This is a genomic window from Bradyrhizobium sp. P5_C12, assembly GCF_054049735.1.
Genome location: NZ_JBFULU010000025.1, coordinates 48,387 through 66,693, shown reverse-complemented (window position 1 = coordinate 66,693; position 18,307 = coordinate 48,387). Strand labels below are relative to the sequence as shown.

Below are 18,307 nucleotides of genomic sequence, written 5' to 3'. Positions count from 1 at the left end.
CGGATTGCGCTGCGCTCCATCCGGGCTACGACGTTGCTGCGCGATGGTCGCTCCACACCCTCGGTGTCGTCCTGGCGAAGGCCAGGAACCATAACCACGAATTGCGTTGTCGCACGAGCTGGTAACTCCGAGTCCTCGCAAAACTATTGCTGCGGCGTATGGGTCCCGAATCTGCGCGCGCTTGGGGCGCGCTTGTCCGGGACGACGAGCGGAGAATGGGGCGACAGCGAGAACTAAAGCGCCTCGCCCTTCAGCAATCGCGGCACCTCGCCTGTGAGGCCGGCGGCCTGGCGGATGAACAGATTCTTCAGCGGCGGGGCTCGGTCGACGATGCCGAGGCCGATGTCGCGCATGGTGCGCAGCAGCGTCGACTGGTTGGAGAACAGGAAGTTCAGCGAGTTGGTGGCAAGGCCCATCGCCATGGTGTCGAAGCGGCGCCAGCGCTGGTAGCGCTCGAGCACGCCGGCCTCGCCGATATCCATGCCGAGCCGGGCGGCATCGACGACGACCTCGGCCAATGCGGCGACATCCTTCAGCCCCATGTTGAGGCCCTGTCCGGCGATCGGATGGATGACATGCGCGGAATCGCCGACCAGCGCCAGGCGCTCTCCAATGAAGGAGCGCGCCACGAAATAGGACAGCGGGAATGCGCGCGGCTTGTCGAGCGCTTTCACCTCGCCGAGATGCAGGCCGAAACGCTGCTCGAGCTCGCCGTGGAATTCCTCCTCGCTGAGCGCAATGATGCGCGCGGCTTCAGTGCGGCCCTCGGTCCACACCAGCGACGATCGCTTGCCGGACAGCGGCAGGATCGCGAACGGACCTGCCGGCAGGAAGTGCTCTTCGGCGCGGCCCTCGTGGTCGCGCTCATGGCCGACGGTAACGACGATGCCGGATTGATCGTATTCCCAGCCATGGGTGGCGATGCCCGCGCGTTCGCGCAGCTTCGACTTGGCGCCATCGGCGGCGATCAGGAGGCTTGCTGCAATGACGCTGCCATCACCCAGCGTCACGTCGATGCCATCGGCGCGCGTATCGTAGGACGTCACCACGGTGGCGCGGAGATCGATGCCCTCGGCCTCGGCGCGTGCCACCAGCGCATCGATCAGGCGGCGGTTCTCGACCATGTGTGCGAAGGGCTCGCCAGGCGCGACGTCGCCGGCAAAGTTCAAAAACACCGGACGCGTGGCGTCCTCCAGCTTGGAATCGGTGACGACCATGTCGAGGATCGGCTGCGCCTCACCCTTGACGTCGTCCCAGGCGCCGATCGCCTCGAACAGGCGGCGGCAGGCGGCCACGATCGCGGTGGCGCGCGGGTCGCGGCTCGGCCGCATGCTGAGCGCCGGGTCGGCAACGATGACGGGAATCTCGGGGCCGAGCCCCTGGCGCAGCGCCAGGGCCAGCGCCAGGCCGGCAAACGCGCCCCCGCCAATGACAATGCTACCCTGTACCGACATATTCTTCTGCCCAAATTCCCGGCTAACTCTTGGACTTGCTAGCAGACTTGAGGTGGGCGAAACAGTGCGGTGAAACAAGGGCGGAACGGCTCCGTTCCGTCATTCCCGGGCACGCGGAAGCGCGAACCCGGAATCCAGAGATTATCGCTCGGGATTCCGGGTTCATCGCTGGCGCGATGCCCCGGAATGACGAGATTTTCGAAAGCACCACCATGTCCAAGAGCCTGATCGACCTGATCTCGATCCTCGACCTCGAGCAGCTCGAGGTGAATTTGTTCCGCGGCAACAGCCCGAAGACGAGCTGGCAGCGCGTGTTCGGCGGGCAGGTGATCGGGCAGGCCATGGTCGCGGCCTGCCGCACGGTCGAGGGCCGGCTGCCGCACTCATTGCATTGCTATTTCATCCTGCCGGGCGATCCGCAGATTCCGATCATCTACCAGGTCGAGCGCCTGCGCGACGGCAAGAGCTATTCGACACGCCGCGTCACCGCGATCCAGCACGGCAACGCGATCTTCTCCATCATGGTGTCGTTCCACGCCGAGGAGGAGGGCGCCTTCGACCACCAGGACAAGATGCCCGACGTGCCGCCGCCGGAAAAACTCACCGCGGAGGAGGTGGCCAAGCAGCCGATGTTCCGCGAGATGCCGGAATTCATCCGCCGCTACTATGAGTCCGATCGTCCGATCGAGCTGCGCCCGGTCGAGCTCGGCCGCTATTTCGGCGAGAAGATCGAGGACGGCCGCATTCACGTCTGGATCAGGACCGCGGCAAAGCTGCCGGACGATCCGGCGCTGCATTTGTGCGCGCTGGCCTATGCGTCCGACTTCTCGCTGCTGGATGCGGTGATGGCACGCTACGGCCGCACGCTGTTCGACAAGCGCATGATGCCGGCGAGCCTCGACCACGCGATGTGGTTTCACCGCCCGTTCCGCGCCGACGAATGGCTGCTCTACGTGCAGGATTCGCCGAGCGCGCAAGGCGGCCGCGGCTTGACCCGCGGCCTGATCTTCAAGCCCGACGGCACGCTGGTCGCCTCCGTCGCGCAGGAAGGCTCCGTGYGCGAGCGGAAGAGCTGATTGCTCAAGCGCGATTTCATCGCGCCTGGGATTACTGGAGCATGATCTCTTCGGAAAACTGCTTCACACTTTTCCGGATCATGCTCAGACCGACCCGCGCGGAGCGAGCTCGGTCTGCGACGCAAACCAGTTCATGATCCAGCGATACACCCACGGGATCGGGATGATGAGGCTGAACAGGATTGCAGCCACGATTCCACGCCAGAGAATCTCGAGACCACTGCCCCTGAAGACGATCTCGCGCCGAGTGCCCTCGATGTTGCGGCAGAACCAGCGCATCTGGGCTGCGGCGACCCAGGCCCAGCCGACGATCGTGATGATGGAGATCGCGAACAGCAGGTTCCAGCCGATATAGGCCCAGACCGAGCCCGTGAAGCTGAGACCAAGCGGCTGCCCGTTGGAGGCGAGGCTCGCGACCATCCATTTGGCCAGAAGCCAGTAGAGAACGATCTGGACGATGAACAGCAGGTTGCTCAGCAACTGGATGCCGGTGAAGGCGATGGCGATCGCCAGGACGATGAAGCCGAAAAACCAGGGCACCAGCGTCATCGCATTGCCGGTGAAGCTGAGGTTGGGCCGCCCCGGAACCTTGACGCAGGACACGATCCATTTGGTGTACCAGACGAACACCCATGGCACCGGGATGATGAAGCACATGCCGATCAGCATGACGATGCTGCGCCAGGTGAACTCGAGGATGCCGAAGTCGATCGCCAGCGATCCGCCACCGCCGGCACCGGCGTAGCCACCGCCGCCCATCATCGGCGGGCCGCCGGCCGGGACCATCGGGGGCGCACCGCCGCCGCCGATCAGACCGGGGATTTCGGCGGCCTTCTGCCAGCCCGCCATGCCTTCGGACCACACCAGCGTGTCCGGGCGCACGATCCCTTGCGCGACCAGGTCGCGGAATTGCCCTTCAGGATAGGGCCCCTGCTGCTTGCCCTCGGATGCATAGAACCAACTCGCCATGACGCGCCCCCCTAAACATACTTTTGTACCGGCCGGGACGCTTGGGTTCACCGCATCCATGCCAAAAATGCATTGTGGAGGATGAACGGCTGCCCTGTACAGAGGCGGCCGTTCACATGGCCAAACGTTTTTCCGCTTCAACCTGCAACATTTTTATGCCATTTGCCCGGAAAGATGCCAGATTGACGCTGCGCCGGGGACATACGGCGCGGCGCATCCCGGGGAATAGGCCTGACCATGAAACTCGTCGTCGCGATCATCAAACCCTTCAAGCTCGATGAAGTCCGCCAGGCGCTGACGGCGATCGGCGTGCACGGCATGACCGTGACCGAGGTGAAGGGCTATGGCCGTCAGAAGGGCCACACCGAGATCTATCGCGGCGCCGAATATGTCGTGAACTTCCTGCCCAAGCTGCGGATCGAGATCGCGGTCGCCTCCGATGTCGCCGAGAAGGCGGTCGCCGTGATCACCGCGACGGCGCGCACCGGGCAGATCGGCGACGGCAAGATCTTCGTCACGCCGATCGACCACGCGCTGCGCATCCGCACCGGCGAAACCGACAGCGACGCGCTCTAGGTAAGACCGTCTTCGATCGCACCGGGCAACGACGCCACAGCGTGCGACGCAATCAATGTGCTTGGGGGAAACGACATGGCGGATGTGTTGCGCCGCGCGGCTATGGCTGCGCCGATTGGACTTGCGTCCGTCATAGCATCGCCGGCGCACGCCGCGGGCTCCGAGATCAGCACCGCCGACACCGCCTGGATGATCGTCGCCACCGCGCTGGTGCTGATGATGACGATTCCGGGATTGGCGCTGTTCTACTCCGGCATGGTGCGCAAGAAGAACGTGCTTGCGACCATGGCGCAGAGCCTTGCCGCGGTGACGCTGATCTCGATTCTCTGGGTCGCGTTCGGCTATTCGCTGTGCTTCGTCGGCGACGGCCCGTGGATCGGCACGCTCGACCGCTGGTTCCTCGCGGGCATGACGATGGACAGCGTCAATCCGGCCGCAAAGACGATCCCGGAATCGCTGTTCATGCTGTACCAGATGACGTTTGCCATCATCACGGTGGCGCTGGTCGCGGGTTCGGTCGCCGATCGCATGCGGTTCTCCGCCTATCTCCTGTTCTCCGTCGCCTGGTTCATCTTCGTCTACATCCCGCTGGCGCATTGGGTGTGGGGCGGTGGCTTCCTCGCCAGCATGGGCGTGCTGGATTTTGCCGGCGGCCTGGTCGTGCATCTGTCGGCCGGCACCGGCGGCCTGGTCGCCGCGAAGGTGATGGGGCGCCGTCATGGCTACGGCACCGAAAATCTCTCGCCGTTCGATCTCTCGCTCGCGGTGATGGGCACGGGACTGTTGTGGGTCGGCTGGTTCGGGTTCAACGGCGGTTCGGCGGGCGCGGCCAATTCGCGCGCGGTGATGGCGATCATCGCGACGCATCTTGCGGCCTGCTCCGGCGCACTGACCTGGGGCGCGATCGAATGGTCGACGCGGCGCAAGCCCTCCGTGCTCGGCATGATCTCGGGCGCGGTCGCAGGCCTCGGCACCATCACGCCGGCTTCGGGCTTTGTGGCGCCGTGGCACGGCATCGTCATCGGCGTGATCGCCGGCCTCGTCTGCTACTGGGCCTGCACCTGGCTGAAGCACCGTTTCGACTATGACGATTCGCTCGACGTGTTCGGCGTCCACGGCATCGGCGGGCTGACCGGCACCCTGCTCGCCGGCGTGTTCGCCACCAGCGCGATCGGCGGAACGGCCGGCCTGATCGAGGGCCACCCGCAGCAATTGCTGTTGCAGCTCTACGGGGTCGCCGTCACCTTCGTCTGGTCGGCCGGGGTGAGCTACATCCTGCTCAAGCTGGTCGGGTTGTTCGTGCCCTTGCGCGTATCCCGTGAGCACGAGCTCGAGGGGCTCGATATTTCGCAGCACGGCGAGGCGTTGCAGTAGCGCAGCCGGCCGCGGGCGGGTCGCTCGCAACACCGGACCGCCTCGGCTCGCTTCCGGCTTGCGCAAGACATAAGTATATGCTTATGTGTTGCCATGATCGAAGCCGACATCTTCAAGGCGCTGGCCGACCCGACGCGCCGAAAGGTCTTTGAAAAGCTCGCTGGCGGAAGCTTGAATGCCAGCGCTTTGCGCGACGGATTGGAGATCAGCCAGCCGGCGATGTCGCAGCATCTCGCGGTGCTGCGTGCGGCAGGCCTCGTGCGCGAACAGCGGCAGGGCCGCTTTGTGAACTACGAGGTCGATCCGGACGGGATCGCCACCATCGGGACATGGCTTGCGCGCTACCGCGCCTACTGGCCGCAGCGCATCGAAGCGCTCTCCGATCTCTTGAAGGACATGGATCAATAAGGACTGGGAACCGATGAGCGACGCCGCGAAGCCTGATCGCCCCGACGAAGCCCTGGTGCTTGAACATGATTTCGATGCGCCGCCAGCAAAGGTCTGGCGCGCCGTGACCATTCCGGCCTTGCGCGAGCGCTGGTTGCCGGATTGCGACCTTGCGGGCGCCGAGCCGGAATCAACGATCGCAGGCGAAGAGGTGCGCTACCGACTTCGCGATTCAGAGCCACCGTTTCGCGAGAGCCACGTCATCTTCCGGATCGAACCGAACGAGGACGGCGGCACCCGCTTCCGCATCATTCAGCAGGCCTGCGACGACCTCGCGAAACTGCCGCAGCCGGCCAACACCAATTGCTGCCTGATGATGGCGGCCTAACAGCAAAAGACTTCATCACCTGCAGAAATGGAGGTCGCCGATGCGCGACATGCTTCAGCTCGTCCCTATGGTCGTCGAACAGTCCGCCCGCGGCGAGCGATCCTTCGACATCTATTCGCGGCTCCTGCGCGAGCGCATCATCTTCCTGAACGGGGAGGTCAATGATGCGATGTCCGGACTGGTTTGCGCGCAACTGCTGTTCCTCGAAGCGGAGAATCCGAACAGGCCGATCAATCTCTACATCAACTCCTATGGCGGCGTGGTCACCAGTGGCCTCGCGATGTACGACACCATGCAATTCATCAAGGCGCCGGTTCATACGCTGTGCATGGGCACCGCGCGCTCCATGGGCTCGTTCCTGCTGATGGCCGGCGAGCCCGGTCACCGCGCCGCCCTGCCCAATGCGAGCCTCCACGTGCATCAGCCGCTCGGCGGCTTCCAGGGCCAGGCGTCCGACATCCTGATCCATGCCACCGAAATGCAGGAAACCAAGCGGCGCATCATCCGGCTCTATGCGCAGCATTGCGGGCGCCCCGAGGAGGAGGTGGAACGGACTCTGGACCGCGACCACTTCATGACCGCGCAGCAAGGGGTTGAATGGGGACTGATCGACAGGGTCTTTGCGGAACGCGACGCAGCCTGACGGTCCGGCTTTCGGCGGCGCCGCTGGGCCTGATCGAGGCCCACCCGCAACAGGCGCTGATCCGCCTCCACGGGGTCGCCGTCACCTTCGTCTGGTCGGCAGCCGCAGGCTTTCATCCTGCTCAATCGGGCCGCCCTGTTCATGTCCCTGCGCGTATCCCGTGAGCACCAGCGTGAGGGGCTGGATATTTCGCGGCACGGCCAAGCCCTGCAATGGGCGGTTCCCTTACTTAATTACCTTCCTGCTGCCCGACGCGTGAGCAACATTGTGTCGGCAGCCTGTCTTGCTCGTATTTTGAGCAGATGTGACCACGTTTTGAGCGCGACGTAATAGCGCACTGCGGCGCAATACGCGCGAAACGCGAAAACACCCGCTTTCATAGTCCGTTAGGCAACGCCGCCGATCTGGCACGGCATTTGATTCTAGGGGGCGTGGCTGTGCCCGCGTAGTGAACTTCTCCCTCGTGGCGAACCAGTCGAGAAACGCCCGGCCACGTCCGGACCGGGCCCAAGCGGGGATAGGACCCATGAAAATTGTTATGGCGATTATCAAGCCATTCAAGCTGGAAGAAGTCCGTGACGCCCTGACCGCCATCGGCGTTCACGGTCTTACGGTGACGGAAGTCAAGGGATATGGCCGCCAGAAAGGCCATACGGAAATCTATCGCGGCGCCGAATATGCCGTGAGCTTCCTGCCCAAGATCAAGATCGAGGTCGCTGTCGCCTCCGACCAGGTCGACAAGACCATCGACGCCATCACGTCCGCCGCGAAAACCGGACAGATCGGTGACGGCAAGATCTTCGTCATCAACCTCGACCATGCGGTTCGCATCCGCACCGGCGAGGCCGATGCCGCGGCCCTTTGATTTCGCGCTCAACCTTATCCAATCAGGAGTAAATAAAATGACGTTTAAGCGTCCCTATGGCGCGGGATTGGCGGCTCTCGCAGTCGGCCTGTTCGCTGCGACCGCAGCCTACGCCGAGCCAACGGTCAACAAGGGAGACAACGCCTGGATGCTGACATCGACAGTGCTCGTGCTGTTGATGACGATCCCGGGTCTCGCGCTGTTCTACGGCGGCCTCGTCCGCTCCAAGAACATGCTCTCGGTGCTGATGCAGGTGTTCTACACCGTCTGCGTCGTCACCGTGATCTGGGCCGTGTACGGCTACAGCCTCGCCTTCACCGGCGGCTCCGACTTCATCGGCGGCTTCTCCAAGGCCTTCATGATGGGCGTCACCACCGACTCGAAGGCGGCGACCTTCTCGGTCGACGCCAACATCTCGGAGCTCATCTATATGTGCTTCCAGATGACCTTCGCGGCGATCACGCCCGCCCTCATCGTCGGCGCCTTCGCCGAGCGCATGAAGTTCTCGGCGATCGCGCTGTTCATTCCGCTCTGGGTGACGCTGATCTACTTCCCGATCGCGCACATGGTTTGGTACTGGCCCGGCCCGGACATGATCCAGGATGCGGCCAAGGCGCTCGCTGCTGCCACTGACGCGGCGGCGAAGACCGCGGCGCAGGCCAAGCTCGACGAGGTCAACGCCGACGCCGGCTGGATCTTCAAGAAGGGCGCGATCGACTTCGCAGGCGGCACCGTGGTGCACATCAACGCCGGCATCGCAGGTCTCGTCGGCGCTCTCCTGATCGGCAAGCGCACCGGCTACGGCAAGGAGCTGATGGCTCCGCACTCGCTGACCATGTCGATGATCGGCGCCTCGCTGCTCTGGGTCGGCTGGTTCGGCTTCAACGCCGGCTCCAACCTCGAAGCCAACGGCGGCGCAGCCCTCGCCATGACCAACTCCTTCGTCGCCACCGCAGCCGCCGCGCTGTCGTGGATGTTCGCGGAGTGGATCGTGAAGGGGCATCCCTCCGTGCTCGGCGTCATCTCCGGCGCTGTCGCGGGCCTCGTGGCGGTCACCCCTGCGGCCGGCTTCGCCGGCGTGATGGGTGCGATCGTTCTCGGCCTCGTGGTCGGCGTGGTCTGCCTGTTCTTCTGCACCGTGGTGAAGAACGCGATCGGCTACGATGACTCCCTCGACGTGTTCGGCGTGCACTGCATCGGCGGCATCATCGGCGCCCTCGGCACCGGCATCCTGGTCAACCCCGCTCTCGGCGGCGCGGGCATCGTGGACTACACCGCGATCCCGCCGAAGGTTGCCGATTACGACTTCGCGGCGCAGATGATTTCCCAGCTCTGGGGCGTCTGCACCACGCTGGTGTGGTCGGGCATCGGTTCGGCGATCCTCTACAAGGTCGTCGACGTGATCGTTGGCCTCCGCGCCAATGTCGAGACCGAGCGTGAAGGCCTCGACATCACCGAGCACACCGAGCGCGCCTACAACATGTAAGTCTCCTCCCGGGGCGCGATCCTCTCGGGGATCGCGCCCAGAACTACGGTTTGGGCACATACCCGGCAATGCCCCGACCGTTGAGGGGCTCCAGCGCAAGCTGGAGCCCCTTTCTTTTTGTTCTTTTTGGCCCGCCGCATCGTCGCAGCGGCGGAACCGGCGCAGAGCCAAATTGCATTGTTTCGATACCGGCGCGTATCATGCTCCCATTGGGAGCCCGATCTTATGCGTTTGCTGCATTGCCTGGCCCTGTGTTTCCTGTCGCTTGCCCTGTCGGCCCTCGAGGCCAAGGCTGACAAGCGCGTCGCGCTGGTGATCGGCAACGGCGCCTACAGGAACGTTCCCACACTCGCCAATCCGACCAATGATGCGGCTGACGTCGGCGCGGCCCTGAAGCGATCGGGATTCGATCCTCTCGTCGCAACCGATCTCGATCAGGCCGCCATGCAGGAGACCGTTCTTCGCTTCGCGCGCGAGGCCCGCGGCGCCGACGTGGCCCTGTTCTATTACAGCGGCCACGCCCTCCAGTTCGCAGGTGTCAACTATCTGGTGCCTGTCGATGCCGTCGTGCGCGACGAGGTCGATCTGCGGCGCCTGGTACGCGCCGACGAGATCCTCGCGGACCTGCAGCAGGCCAAGAACCTGCGGATTCTCGTGCTCGACGCCTGCCGCGACAATCCATTCGCCGACGAGCTGCGGCGAAACGTTGGACAGGGTCGCGGCGTAACCGTCGCACGCGGACTGGCCAAGATGGAGAGCCCGGAGGGCACCATCATCTCCTACGCGACTCAGGCCGGGCGCACGGCCGACGACGGCAACGGCCGCAACAGTCCCTATACGAGCGCGTTCCTTGAGCACATTCGTGACAGGGACAATATCAATACGGTGTTTCAGATCATCAGCGCCGGCGTCTACCAGCGGACCAAAGGCTCGCAGGTCCCCGAGCTTTCACTGTCATTCTTCGGCGAGTTCTACCTGAACGGCAAGCCCGAGACTGCGGCGCTATCCCCAGCAATGCCCCAGGGCGATCCTTGTGCCGATGCCGGAGATCATTGGCGAAGCGCGGAAGCTCTGGGAACGCTTGCCGCATTCAAGGACCACCTCGTGCGCTTCCCGACCTGTACGTTCGCGGACCTCGCGAAATCTCGCATCGCGGCGCTGACAAAACCCGCAGACGACGTGAAGCGCACCACCGCCTTCGACGGAACCTGGATCGGCAAGGAAACCTGCGAGAGCAGACCTCCGTTTGCCGAGGGCTATTACCAGTACGCCCTGCGCGTCAAGGATGGGGTGCTTCAAGGCACCTTTGGCGACGAGGGCAAACCCGGTTCAACCGTTTATGGCGGAATGATCGAGACCGACGGCAGCGCCAGCATCACTGTCAAAGGTATTATTGGCGAGAACGACCCGCTACGTCGGCCCGCCGGCAGCTCCTATCAGTACAAGCTTGCTCTCGCGCTGAAGGATTCGAGCGGGACCGGCGTTCGCACCGAAACTGCACGGCCATGCCGGATGGAATTGACGAAGCTGGCGCCGCAGAGCCCGGGGGCAAATCCGGGTCAAGCCGATCCGAAGCGGGCCACGAAGCGCGACGAGAAAACGGCGGTGCTGCCGCCAGATCAGGGCGGAGGGCAATCTCGGCAGACTGGCAGCGGAATGACCTGTTCGTTCATGCGGGACAGGTGCGCCACGGCCTGCGTCAGTCTGGGCGGCGCCGCGAATTGCGCTTCAACCGCTTGCCCACGGCTGCAAGCCGAGTGCATGAGCACTGGCTGCTGGCATGGCCGCGGATTCAACGGCTGCGGACTTGCAAGGAGATAGATGCCGCCGAACCGGCTGCGGATGGTCTGCCCTTGTCCGCTCGCAGGAAAGAAAAAGGTTGCCATTCCAGATTGCCGGCGCAGAAATATCGACCACAACGAACAACAATCGGGAGGTCGTCATGCGTTTGGAAGGCGGATGCTATTGCGGCGAAGTGCGCTACGTGGCCGAGGGCGACCCGCTGATGCAGGCGCAATGCCATTGCCGCGAGTGCCAGTACATCTCGGGCGGCGCGCCCAACACCTTCATTGCGATGCCGGCGGCCGGCTTCAGCTACATCACCGGGCAGCCCAAGCAGTTCACGCGCAAGGACCTCGAGCGCGCGGTGACGCGCGAATTCTGCGCCGAATGCGGCACCCACCTCGTGACCAAGGTTCCCGGCCTGCCTGCTGCCGTCGTGAAGGTGGGCACGCTGGACGAGCCGTCCCAGTTCCAGCCGCAGCTGGCGATCTACACCTGCGACAAGCAGGCGTTCCACCAGATTCCGTCGGGCATGCCGGCGTTCGAGAAGCTGCCCGGGCACTGACGCCCGCGAACCAACCCCGCCGGGAACATTATCAGGCGGCGACGGCGCGGTCGTCCGCCTCGACCACCCGATCACGACCGCGACGCTTCGCGGCATAGAGCGCGCGGTCGGCGATCCGCATCAGCTCCGGCAGCCCGGCGTCGGCGCAGGATACGGTGAAGCCGAGGCTGATGGTCACGCGCTCCAGGTGGTCGCCGAGAGCAATTTCGCGCGCAGCGCAGGCGGTGCGGACCAGCTCCGCATAGTGCTCGGCCTGATCGCGTGTCACCCCGACCAGGAGGCCGGCGAATTCCTCGCCGCCATAGCGCGCAACCAGCACGCCCTCCTTGCGGGCGAGCTGCCGCAGGATTTCGGCCACTTCGACCAAAACCTTGTCTCCGGCCTCGTGGCCGAAGCGGTCGTTGATCGATTTGAAGTGGTCGATATCGCAGACAAAGACGCTGACCGGCACGCTGCGCTTGCGCGCCGAGGTCAGGGCCAGCGCCGCCGCCTCATCGAAGCCGCGCCGGTTGAACAGTCCCGTGAGCTGATCGGTCTGGGAGATGCGCGCGAGCTCGCTGCGGGTCAGCGTCAGATCCTGCATCAGCAGCGCCGAACGATAGCTGAGAGCAGCGGACAGCAAGGCCGAGATCGCCGTTGCGAGACACAGGCTGAAGCCGATGATGTAGCCGACACTCACCGTCGCGCTGAAATCGGTGCCGAGATGCAGCAGCAGCGTCGTCGCGGTCATGACGATGGTCAGCCCCGCAGCGATCGCCGCGCGCTTGCCGGCGTGGCGAAGCACATCACCATGAGTCGAGATCTGAAAGGTCACGCGCCGCCCCGTTGCCGCTGATGGTGCATAGCACCAAGGGCGATGCCGAACTGCCAATGCGTGGACGTTCTTGACGCCGTGGGTTAACAACGCCCGAGGGACTTGTCTCAAATGCCGGGTGCCGGAACCGTGACAATCCCGGGTTCGCCGCGCATCCCGTTGTTATCCGGCATGATTATTCGACTCTGGACGGGCCCGCCTGCCGATGGTTAATCGCGTCTTAACCTCGCCCTATCTATGGTGAACTGAACCGCTTCCCGCCGGTGCTTTCGTGCGACCGGCTGTTCCAAGAGTGCTGGCGTCCAGAATGGCTATAACCGCTTCATCCCGTGCGCCGCTGCTGGAAGGTGGAAGCTCCGATAGCGAACGCTCACCCTTCGTCCGGCTGAACGAGCTGCTGGCACCCCATCAGCCCGGTAAGCCCTTGATTACGCTTGCCGTCGGCGAGCCCCAGCATCCTGTACCCGACTTCGTCGGCCCGGTCCTGGCCAAGCACATCGCCGATTTCGGCCGCTACCCGATGAATCAGGGCACCGACCCGTTCCGCCATGCCGCCGGAGCCTGGCTGTCGTCGCGGTTCAAGCTGCCACGGCCGCTCGACCCCAAGAGCGAGATTCTCGTCCTCAATGGCAGCCGCGAGGGGCTGTTCCTCGCCGCGATCACGGCCGCGCGCTATGTCGGCCCGCGCCCCGGCAAGCCCGCGATCCTGATGCCGAACCCGTTCTATCCGGTCTATGGCGCCGGCGCCCGCGCAGCCGCCTGCGAGCCGGTCTATCTGCCGACCACGGTCGAGAACGGCTTCCTGCCAGATCTCGACGCCATCGACGAGACGACGCTGGCACGCACGGTGGCGTTCTATCTGGCCTCGCCGGCCAATCCGCAGGGCTCGGTCGCCAAGCCCGACTATTTCAGGCGGTTGAAGCAGCTCGCCGACCGCTATGGCTTCGTGATCCTCAGCGACGAGTGCTATTCCGAGATCTACACCCGGCAAGCACCGGGCAGCGCGCTCGAATGCGCCGGCCCCGATTTCACCCGCGTGGTTGCGTTCCAGTCGCTGTCGAAGCGCTCCAACCTGCCGGGCCTGCGCGTCGGCTTCGCCGCCGGCGACAGGAAATTCATCGGCATGTTCCTCGAGCAGCGCAACATCGCAGCGCCCCAGGTGCCTGTGCCGCTCCAGCATGTCGCGACTGTTGCCTATGGCGACGAAGCGCATGTCGAGGAGAATCGCAGGCTGTACCGGATCAAGTTCGATCTCGCCGACCAGATCATCGGCAATCGCTACGGCTATCGCCGGCCCGACGGCGGCTTCTGCGTCTGGCTCAACACGTCCGAGATCGGCGACGACGTATCGGTGTGTCTGAAACTCTTCACGGAAGCAGGCGTGCGCGTGGTGCCCGGCAGCTTTTTGGCGCGGCGCCAGCCCGACGGCTTCAATCCCGGCGCAGGCTACATTCGGCTCGCGCTGGTGCAGGATGGCGAGACCACGGCGGCGGCGCTGCACCGCCTGGTCGAGACTCTGGGTTAGGCGGGGCCCGTGAGCATGTCGACAATCGAACGTGTCATTCCCCTGGTCGGCCATCTGCCGCCCTCGATCCGCGAGGCGCTGACGCGGCGTGTGCGCGAGCTCGCCGGTCTCGGGCTGATCACGCTCTCGGGCGTCGCTTCGGCCGCGCTGATGACCTGGTCGGTCCAGGATCCCAGTCTCAGCCACGCGACCTCGCGGCCGATCCGCAACATTCTCGGCTATGCCGGCGCCATCGGCGCCGACCTCGCGATGCAGATCCTCGGGCTCGGCGCGATCATGCTGATCCTGACCGTCGCGGTGTGGGGCTGGCGCATGCTGACCCACCGCCCGTTCGACCGCGAAGCGCTGCGGCTCGGCTGCTGGATTCTCTGCACGGTGATCGCGGCGGGGTTTGCGAGCTGCTGGCCGCACGGCGGCGCCTGGCCGCTGCCGACCGGAATTGGCGGCGTGGTCGGCGACGCGCTGGTGCGCGCGCCCGCGGTGATTTTCGGACCCGCCGGCACAATCTATCGCATCGTGCTCGGCGTCATCCTGTTCGTCGCGATGGCAGCGACCTTCCTGATCGCCTGCGGTCTCGGCGCGCGCGAGCACGACGAAGAGCTTTCGCAGATCGAGGATGACGATGCGCCGCTCGACGAGGACGAGGGCAGCGAGCGCGGCTCGGTGTCGCTGGGCTGGCTGTTCCATGCGCTGATGAGCACCAAGGCGCGGCTGACCTGGCTACTCGGCACCGCCTATCGCTCGCTGGTCTCGAGCGGACCGAAGCCCCGCGCGATTGCCTTCGATCGTCAGGAGCCGAATCTCGGTGGCGGCCGCGGCGCGCCGCCGATCTCGCCGCAATCCGAGGACGAGGATTACGAGGACGGGCACGACGAGGAGGACGAGGAGGAGGAAGAGGAAGCGCCGGCCGCGCGCGCACCGCGCAAGAAGGCTGCGCCGAAGGCCGCCGCCAAGAAATCCTCCGACAAGTTCGAGCTTCCGTCCGTGTCCGTGCTGGCCGCGCCGAAGGCTGGCGATCGCCAGCCGCTCAGCAAGGCCGAGCTGGAAGCCAATTCGCGCGCGCTCGAAGGCGTGCTCCAGGATTTTGGCGTGCGCGGCGAGATCGTGAAAGCCAATCCGGGCCCGGTGGTCACGCTGTACGAGCTGGAGCCGGCACCCGGCATCAAATCGTCGCGCGTCATCGGTCTTGCCGACGACATCGCCCGCTCGATGAGCGCGCTGTCGGCGCGCGTCGCCGTCGTTCCCGGCCGCAACGCCATCGGCATCGAATTGCCGAACGCGCATCGTGAAAAGGTCTATCTGCGCGAATTGCTGGTCGCCAAGGAAACCGTCGATACGGTGGCGAAGCTGCCGCTCTGCCTCGGCAAGACCATCGGCGGCGATCCCGTCATCATCGACCTGGCGCGCACCCCGCACATGCTGATCGCCGGCACCACCGGCTCCGGCAAGTCGGTCGCGATCAACACCATGATCCTCAGCCTGGTCTACCGGCTGCGCCCGGACCAGTGCCGGCTGATCATGGTCGATCCGAAGATGCTCGAACTCTCCGTCTATGACGGCATCCCCCATCTGCTCACGCCGGTCGTAACCGACCCGAAGAAGGCCGTGGTCGCGCTGAAATGGGCCGTGCGCGAGATGGAAGAGCGCTACAAGAACATGGCCAAGCTCGGCGTGCGCAACATCGACGGCTACAATGCGCGCCTGCTCGAGGTGAAGGCCAAGGGCGAGGAGCCGACGCGCACGGTGCATACCGGCTTCGACAAGGAGACCGGCAAGGCGATCTACGAGGAAGAGAAGCTCTCGCTCGAGCCGCTGCCCTACATCGTCATCATCGTCGACGAAATGGCCGACCTGATGATGGTCGCCGGCAAGGACATCGAAGGCGCGGTGCAGCGTCTCGCGCAGATGGCGCGCGCCGCCGGCCTGCACGTGATCCTCGCCACGCAGCGTCCGTCGGTCGACGTCATCACCGGCACCATCAAGGCGAACTTTCCGACCCGCATCGCCTTCCAGGTCACCTCCAAGATCGACAGCCGCACCATCCTGGGCGAGATGGGCGCCGAGCAGCTGCTGGGCCAGGGCGACATGCTCTACATGGCCGGCGGCGGCCGCATCAGCCGCGTGCACGGGCCTTTCGCCTCGGACGAGGAAGTCGAGAAGGTCGTGCGCCACCTCAAGACGCAGGGACAGCCGGAATATCTCGAAGCGGTCACGGCCGAGGAGCCCACCGAGGACGAGGACGGCGGCGCCGTGTTCGACGCCAGCGGCATGGGCGCCGATGGCGGTGGCGATCTCTTCCAACAGGCCGTTGCCATCGTCAAACGCGACCGCAAGGCGTCGACCAGCTACATCCAGCGCCGCCTGCAAATCGGCTACAACCGGGCCGCCTCGCTGATGGAGCGCATGGAACTGGAAGGCATTGTCGGCCCCGCCAACCACGCCGGCAAACGCGAGATTCTGGTCGAGGAAGAAGACAGCCATATGTGAGGCGGGGGCCTCAGAACACTATTTCACGCAAAAACGTTATCTGCTTTTGGCCGAAATCACGCTAAAAAGGCGGCCAGCCACACAGGACGACGCGTTGATCAGACATCCGGACATTCGATTCGCTGCCTCCATCGCCGCGCGAAGCGCGCGCGTGGCCGGCGTGCTTCTCGTCACCGCCGCGATGGTGACCGCGACGTCCTTCGCACAGGTCGTTTTTGCACAGACCGTGCCGGTGCCGAAGCCCGCGCCGAAGGGCCGTGACGGTGCTCCGCCCTCGGGGGGGCCGTCGATCACGGGCGCGACCCAGGCGCCGCCCAATCCGGTGATTCCGGATCCGCGCCGCAACGTGCCGAGCAGCATCTTCCAGACCTTCGATGCCAACCAGAAAGCACAGGCCGCCAAGGTCAGCGCCTATCTGTCCTCGCTTCAGACGCTGGTCGGGAATTTCGTCCAGGTCGGTCCCGACGGCAGCAAGACGCAGGGCGACTTCTACATCCAGAAGCCGGGCAAGGTGCGCTTCGAATATGATCCGCCGAGCCCGATCGATATCGTCGCCGACGGATCGTCGGTCGTGGTGCGCGACCGCAAGCTCGCCACCCAGGACGTCTATCCGCTGTCGCAGACGCCGCTGCGCTTCCTGCTGTCGGACCGGATCGACCTGATGAAGGACACCAACGTCGTCAACGTCACCGCCGACGACGTCTTCGTCAGCGTCACCATCGAGGAAAAGCAGGCGCTGGTCGGCACCAGCCGCCTGATGCTGATGTTCGGCGCCAAGGACGGCCAGCTCAAGCAATGGACCGTCACCGACCCGCAGGGCTACGACACCACGATTGCGGTCTACAATCTCGATGCGGGCAAGAAGCTCGACCCGAGCATGTTCAAGATCGATTTCACCAATTACGGCCCGTCGCCGGGATAAGCGCTCCGCTGCCGTAGGGTGGGCAAAGGCGCACTTGCGCCGTGCCCACCATCTCTCCTCCTCGCGGTAGGCATGGTGGGCACGCTTCGCTTTGCCCACCCTACGAGAGCTCGCTGTGGACAAGCATTTTCCCGACGCCAATCCATGCTAAGACGCATCTCCATGCGTCTTTCCCTGACAACCTGGAACATCAACTCGGTGCGGCTGCGCATCGATCTGGTCGCGAAGTTTCTCAAGAGCGCGCGGCCCGACGTGTTGTGCCTCCAGGAGACCAAGTGCATCGACGATGCCTTTCCGCTGAAGCGCTTCAAGCGGCTCGGCTACGAGCACGTCGCGCTGAACGGGCAGAAGGGCTATCACGGCGTCGCCATCGTCTCGAAGATTCCGTTCGAGTCCAAGGACATCCGCACCTTCTGCGACAAGGTGGATTCGCGCCACATTTCTGTATCTTTCGGGACGCAGGCGAACATCGCAAAGCCGCTGGTGCTGCATAATTTCTACGTGCCCGCCGGCGGCGACATTCCCGATCCGGCGCTGAACGAGAAATTCGATCACAAGCTTCGCTTCCTCGACGAGATGACGGCCTGCGAGCCGCTGCATCCGCGCGGCGAGGACCGCCACATCCTGGTCGGCGATCTCAACGTCGCCCCGCACGAGAACGACGTCTGGTCGCACAAGCAGCTGCTGAAGGTGGTGTCGCACACCCCGATCGAAACCGAGAAGCTGCAGGCCGCCCTGAACGCCGGCGAATGGATCGACGTCGCGCGCGAGCGCATTCCGATGTCGGAGAAGGTCTACACCTGGTGGAGCTACCGCTCCGCCGACTGGACCGTCGGCGACCGTGGCCGCCGGCTCGATCACATCTGGGTCTCGCGGGCGCTGAAGGATGCGGTCAGCGATTTCAGGATCTTGCGCGACGCGCGGAGCTGGGAGCGGCCGTCGGACCACGTGCCGGTGACGGTGACGCTGGACGTTTGATAAGCCTGCGGAGAAG

General features: G+C 64.6%; 17 protein-coding genes. 14 read left to right on the top strand and 3 right to left on the bottom strand.

The features are described 5' to 3' along the window. Positions 1-233 precede the first annotated feature (233 nt). A complete protein-coding gene (locus ACXJMY_RS22300; RefSeq protein WP_456621496.1) occupies positions 234-1,454 on the bottom strand; it encodes a ubiquinone biosynthesis hydroxylase in 1,221 nt (406 codons plus the stop codon). A gap of 212 nt (positions 1,455-1,666) precedes the next feature. On the opposite strand from ACXJMY_RS22300, the gene tesB reads away from it, so the two are divergent. Continuing rightward, positions 1,667-2,530 (top strand): acyl-CoA thioesterase II, encoded by an 864-nt coding sequence (tesB, locus tag ACXJMY_RS22295; RefSeq protein ID WP_456621495.1) that lies wholly within the window; start codon positions 1,667-1,669, stop codon positions 2,528-2,530. An 84-nt stretch (positions 2,531-2,614) separates the two neighbouring features. On the opposite strand, the gene ACXJMY_RS22290 is transcribed toward tesB, so the two are convergent. Next, positions 2,615-3,499, bottom strand: a complete 885-nt coding sequence (locus ACXJMY_RS22290) for a GYF domain-containing protein (RefSeq protein ID WP_456621494.1) — start codon at positions 3,497-3,499, stop codon at positions 2,615-2,617. A 237-nt stretch (positions 3,500-3,736) separates the two neighbouring features. Between ACXJMY_RS22290 and ACXJMY_RS22285 the strand changes: the two genes are divergently transcribed. The 9 genes from ACXJMY_RS22285 (at position 3,737) to ACXJMY_RS22245 (ending at position 11,565) form a co-directional block, all read left to right on the top strand. Continuing rightward, the gene (locus tag ACXJMY_RS22285) at positions 3,737-4,075 is read left to right on the top strand and encodes a P-II family nitrogen regulator (RefSeq protein ID WP_057752475.1); all 339 of its coding nucleotides are present in this window, start codon (positions 3,737-3,739) and stop codon (positions 4,073-4,075) included. A 75-nt stretch (positions 4,076-4,150) separates the two neighbouring features. Next, positions 4,151-5,449, top strand: coding sequence for an ammonium transporter (locus tag ACXJMY_RS22280; protein ID WP_456621493.1), 1,299 nt, complete (start codon positions 4,151-4,153; stop codon positions 5,447-5,449). A 93-nt stretch (positions 5,450-5,542) separates the two neighbouring features. Next, a complete protein-coding gene (locus ACXJMY_RS22275; protein ID WP_456621492.1) occupies positions 5,543-5,857 on the top strand; it encodes an ArsR/SmtB family transcription factor in 315 nt (104 codons plus the stop codon). Positions 5,858-5,870: 13 nt separating this feature from the next. Then, the gene (locus ACXJMY_RS22270) at positions 5,871-6,224 is read left to right on the top strand and encodes an SRPBCC family protein (RefSeq protein ID WP_456621491.1); all 354 of its coding nucleotides are present in this window, start codon (positions 5,871-5,873) and stop codon (positions 6,222-6,224) included. Between the two features lie 40 nt (positions 6,225-6,264). Further along, entirely contained in the window at positions 6,265-6,867 is a 603-nt protein-coding gene (locus ACXJMY_RS22265; RefSeq protein WP_456621490.1) for an ATP-dependent Clp protease proteolytic subunit, read from the top strand. Positions 6,868-7,393: 526 nt separating this feature from the next. After that, positions 7,394-7,732, top strand: coding sequence for a P-II family nitrogen regulator (locus ACXJMY_RS22260; RefSeq protein ID WP_008142813.1), 339 nt, complete (start codon positions 7,394-7,396; stop codon positions 7,730-7,732). A 37-nt stretch (positions 7,733-7,769) separates the two neighbouring features. Beyond that, positions 7,770-9,218, top strand: a complete 1,449-nt coding sequence (locus tag ACXJMY_RS22255; protein ID WP_456621489.1) for an ammonium transporter — start codon at positions 7,770-7,772, stop codon at positions 9,216-9,218. 225 nt (positions 9,219-9,443) lie between these two features. Next, the gene (locus ACXJMY_RS22250) at positions 9,444-11,039 is read left to right on the top strand and encodes a caspase family protein (RefSeq protein ID WP_456621488.1); all 1,596 of its coding nucleotides are present in this window, start codon (positions 9,444-9,446) and stop codon (positions 11,037-11,039) included. Between the two features lie 121 nt (positions 11,040-11,160). Next, positions 11,161-11,565 carry a GFA family protein gene (locus ACXJMY_RS22245; protein WP_456621487.1) on the top strand — a complete coding sequence of 135 codons (405 nt, stop codon included), beginning with the start codon at positions 11,161-11,163 and terminating at the stop codon, positions 11,563-11,565. Between the two features lie 31 nt (positions 11,566-11,596). Here ACXJMY_RS22245 and ACXJMY_RS22240 read toward each other — a convergent pair whose 3' ends face one another. After that, entirely contained in the window at positions 11,597-12,379 is a 783-nt protein-coding gene (locus ACXJMY_RS22240) for a GGDEF domain-containing protein (protein WP_456621486.1), read from the bottom strand. A gap of 307 nt (positions 12,380-12,686) precedes the next feature. Here ACXJMY_RS22240 and ACXJMY_RS22235 point away from each other — a divergent pair, with 307 nt between their 5' ends. The 4 genes from ACXJMY_RS22235 (at position 12,687) to xth (ending at position 18,291) form a co-directional block, all read left to right on the top strand. Further along, positions 12,687-13,904, top strand: a complete 1,218-nt coding sequence (locus tag ACXJMY_RS22235; protein WP_456621485.1) for an aminotransferase class I/II-fold pyridoxal phosphate-dependent enzyme — start codon at positions 12,687-12,689, stop codon at positions 13,902-13,904. 9 nt (positions 13,905-13,913) lie between these two features. Further along, the gene (locus tag ACXJMY_RS22230) at positions 13,914-16,391 is read left to right on the top strand and encodes a DNA translocase FtsK (RefSeq protein WP_456621484.1); all 2,478 of its coding nucleotides are present in this window, start codon (positions 13,914-13,916) and stop codon (positions 16,389-16,391) included. Between the two features lie 151 nt (positions 16,392-16,542). Further along, complete coding sequence (locus ACXJMY_RS22225; RefSeq protein ID WP_456621535.1) at positions 16,543-17,313, top strand: outer-membrane lipoprotein carrier protein LolA; 771 nt, start codon at positions 16,543-16,545, stop codon at positions 17,311-17,313. A gap of 162 nt (positions 17,314-17,475) precedes the next feature. Continuing rightward, entirely contained in the window at positions 17,476-18,291 is an 816-nt protein-coding gene (gene xth / locus ACXJMY_RS22220; protein ID WP_456621483.1) for an exodeoxyribonuclease III, read from the top strand. Positions 18,292-18,307: the final 16 nt, after the last annotated feature.

Coding starts and splice junctions, on each gene's coding strand:
- ACXJMY_RS22255 (WP_456621489.1), top strand. CDS start 7,770: ATGACGTTTAAGCGTCCCTATGGCGCGGGATTGGCGGCTCTCGCAGTC.
- ACXJMY_RS22270 (WP_456621491.1), top strand. CDS start 5,871: ATGAGCGACGCCGCGAAGCCTGATCGCCCCGACGAAGCCCTGGTGCTT.
- ACXJMY_RS22275 (WP_456621492.1), top strand. CDS start 5,543: ATGATCGAAGCCGACATCTTCAAGGCGCTGGCCGACCCGACGCGCCGA.
- ACXJMY_RS22235 (WP_456621485.1), top strand. CDS start 12,687: ATGGCTATAACCGCTTCATCCCGTGCGCCGCTGCTGGAAGGTGGAAGC.
- ACXJMY_RS22280 (WP_456621493.1), top strand. CDS start 4,151: ATGGCGGATGTGTTGCGCCGCGCGGCTATGGCTGCGCCGATTGGACTT.
- xth (WP_456621483.1), top strand. CDS start 17,476: ATGCGTCTTTCCCTGACAACCTGGAACATCAACTCGGTGCGGCTGCGC.
- ACXJMY_RS22285 (WP_057752475.1), top strand. CDS start 3,737: ATGAAACTCGTCGTCGCGATCATCAAACCCTTCAAGCTCGATGAAGTC.
- ACXJMY_RS22245 (WP_456621487.1), top strand. CDS start 11,161: ATGCGTTTGGAAGGCGGATGCTATTGCGGCGAAGTGCGCTACGTGGCC.
- ACXJMY_RS22300 (WP_456621496.1), bottom strand. CDS start 1,454: ATGTCGGTACAGGGTAGCATTGTCATTGGCGGGGGCGCGTTTGCCGGC.
- ACXJMY_RS22290 (WP_456621494.1), bottom strand. CDS start 3,499: ATGGCGAGTTGGTTCTATGCATCCGAGGGCAAGCAGCAGGGGCCCTAT.
- ACXJMY_RS22260 (WP_008142813.1), top strand. CDS start 7,394: ATGAAAATTGTTATGGCGATTATCAAGCCATTCAAGCTGGAAGAAGTC.
- ACXJMY_RS22265 (WP_456621490.1), top strand. CDS start 6,265: ATGCGCGACATGCTTCAGCTCGTCCCTATGGTCGTCGAACAGTCCGCC.
- ACXJMY_RS22250 (WP_456621488.1), top strand. CDS start 9,444: ATGCGTTTGCTGCATTGCCTGGCCCTGTGTTTCCTGTCGCTTGCCCTG.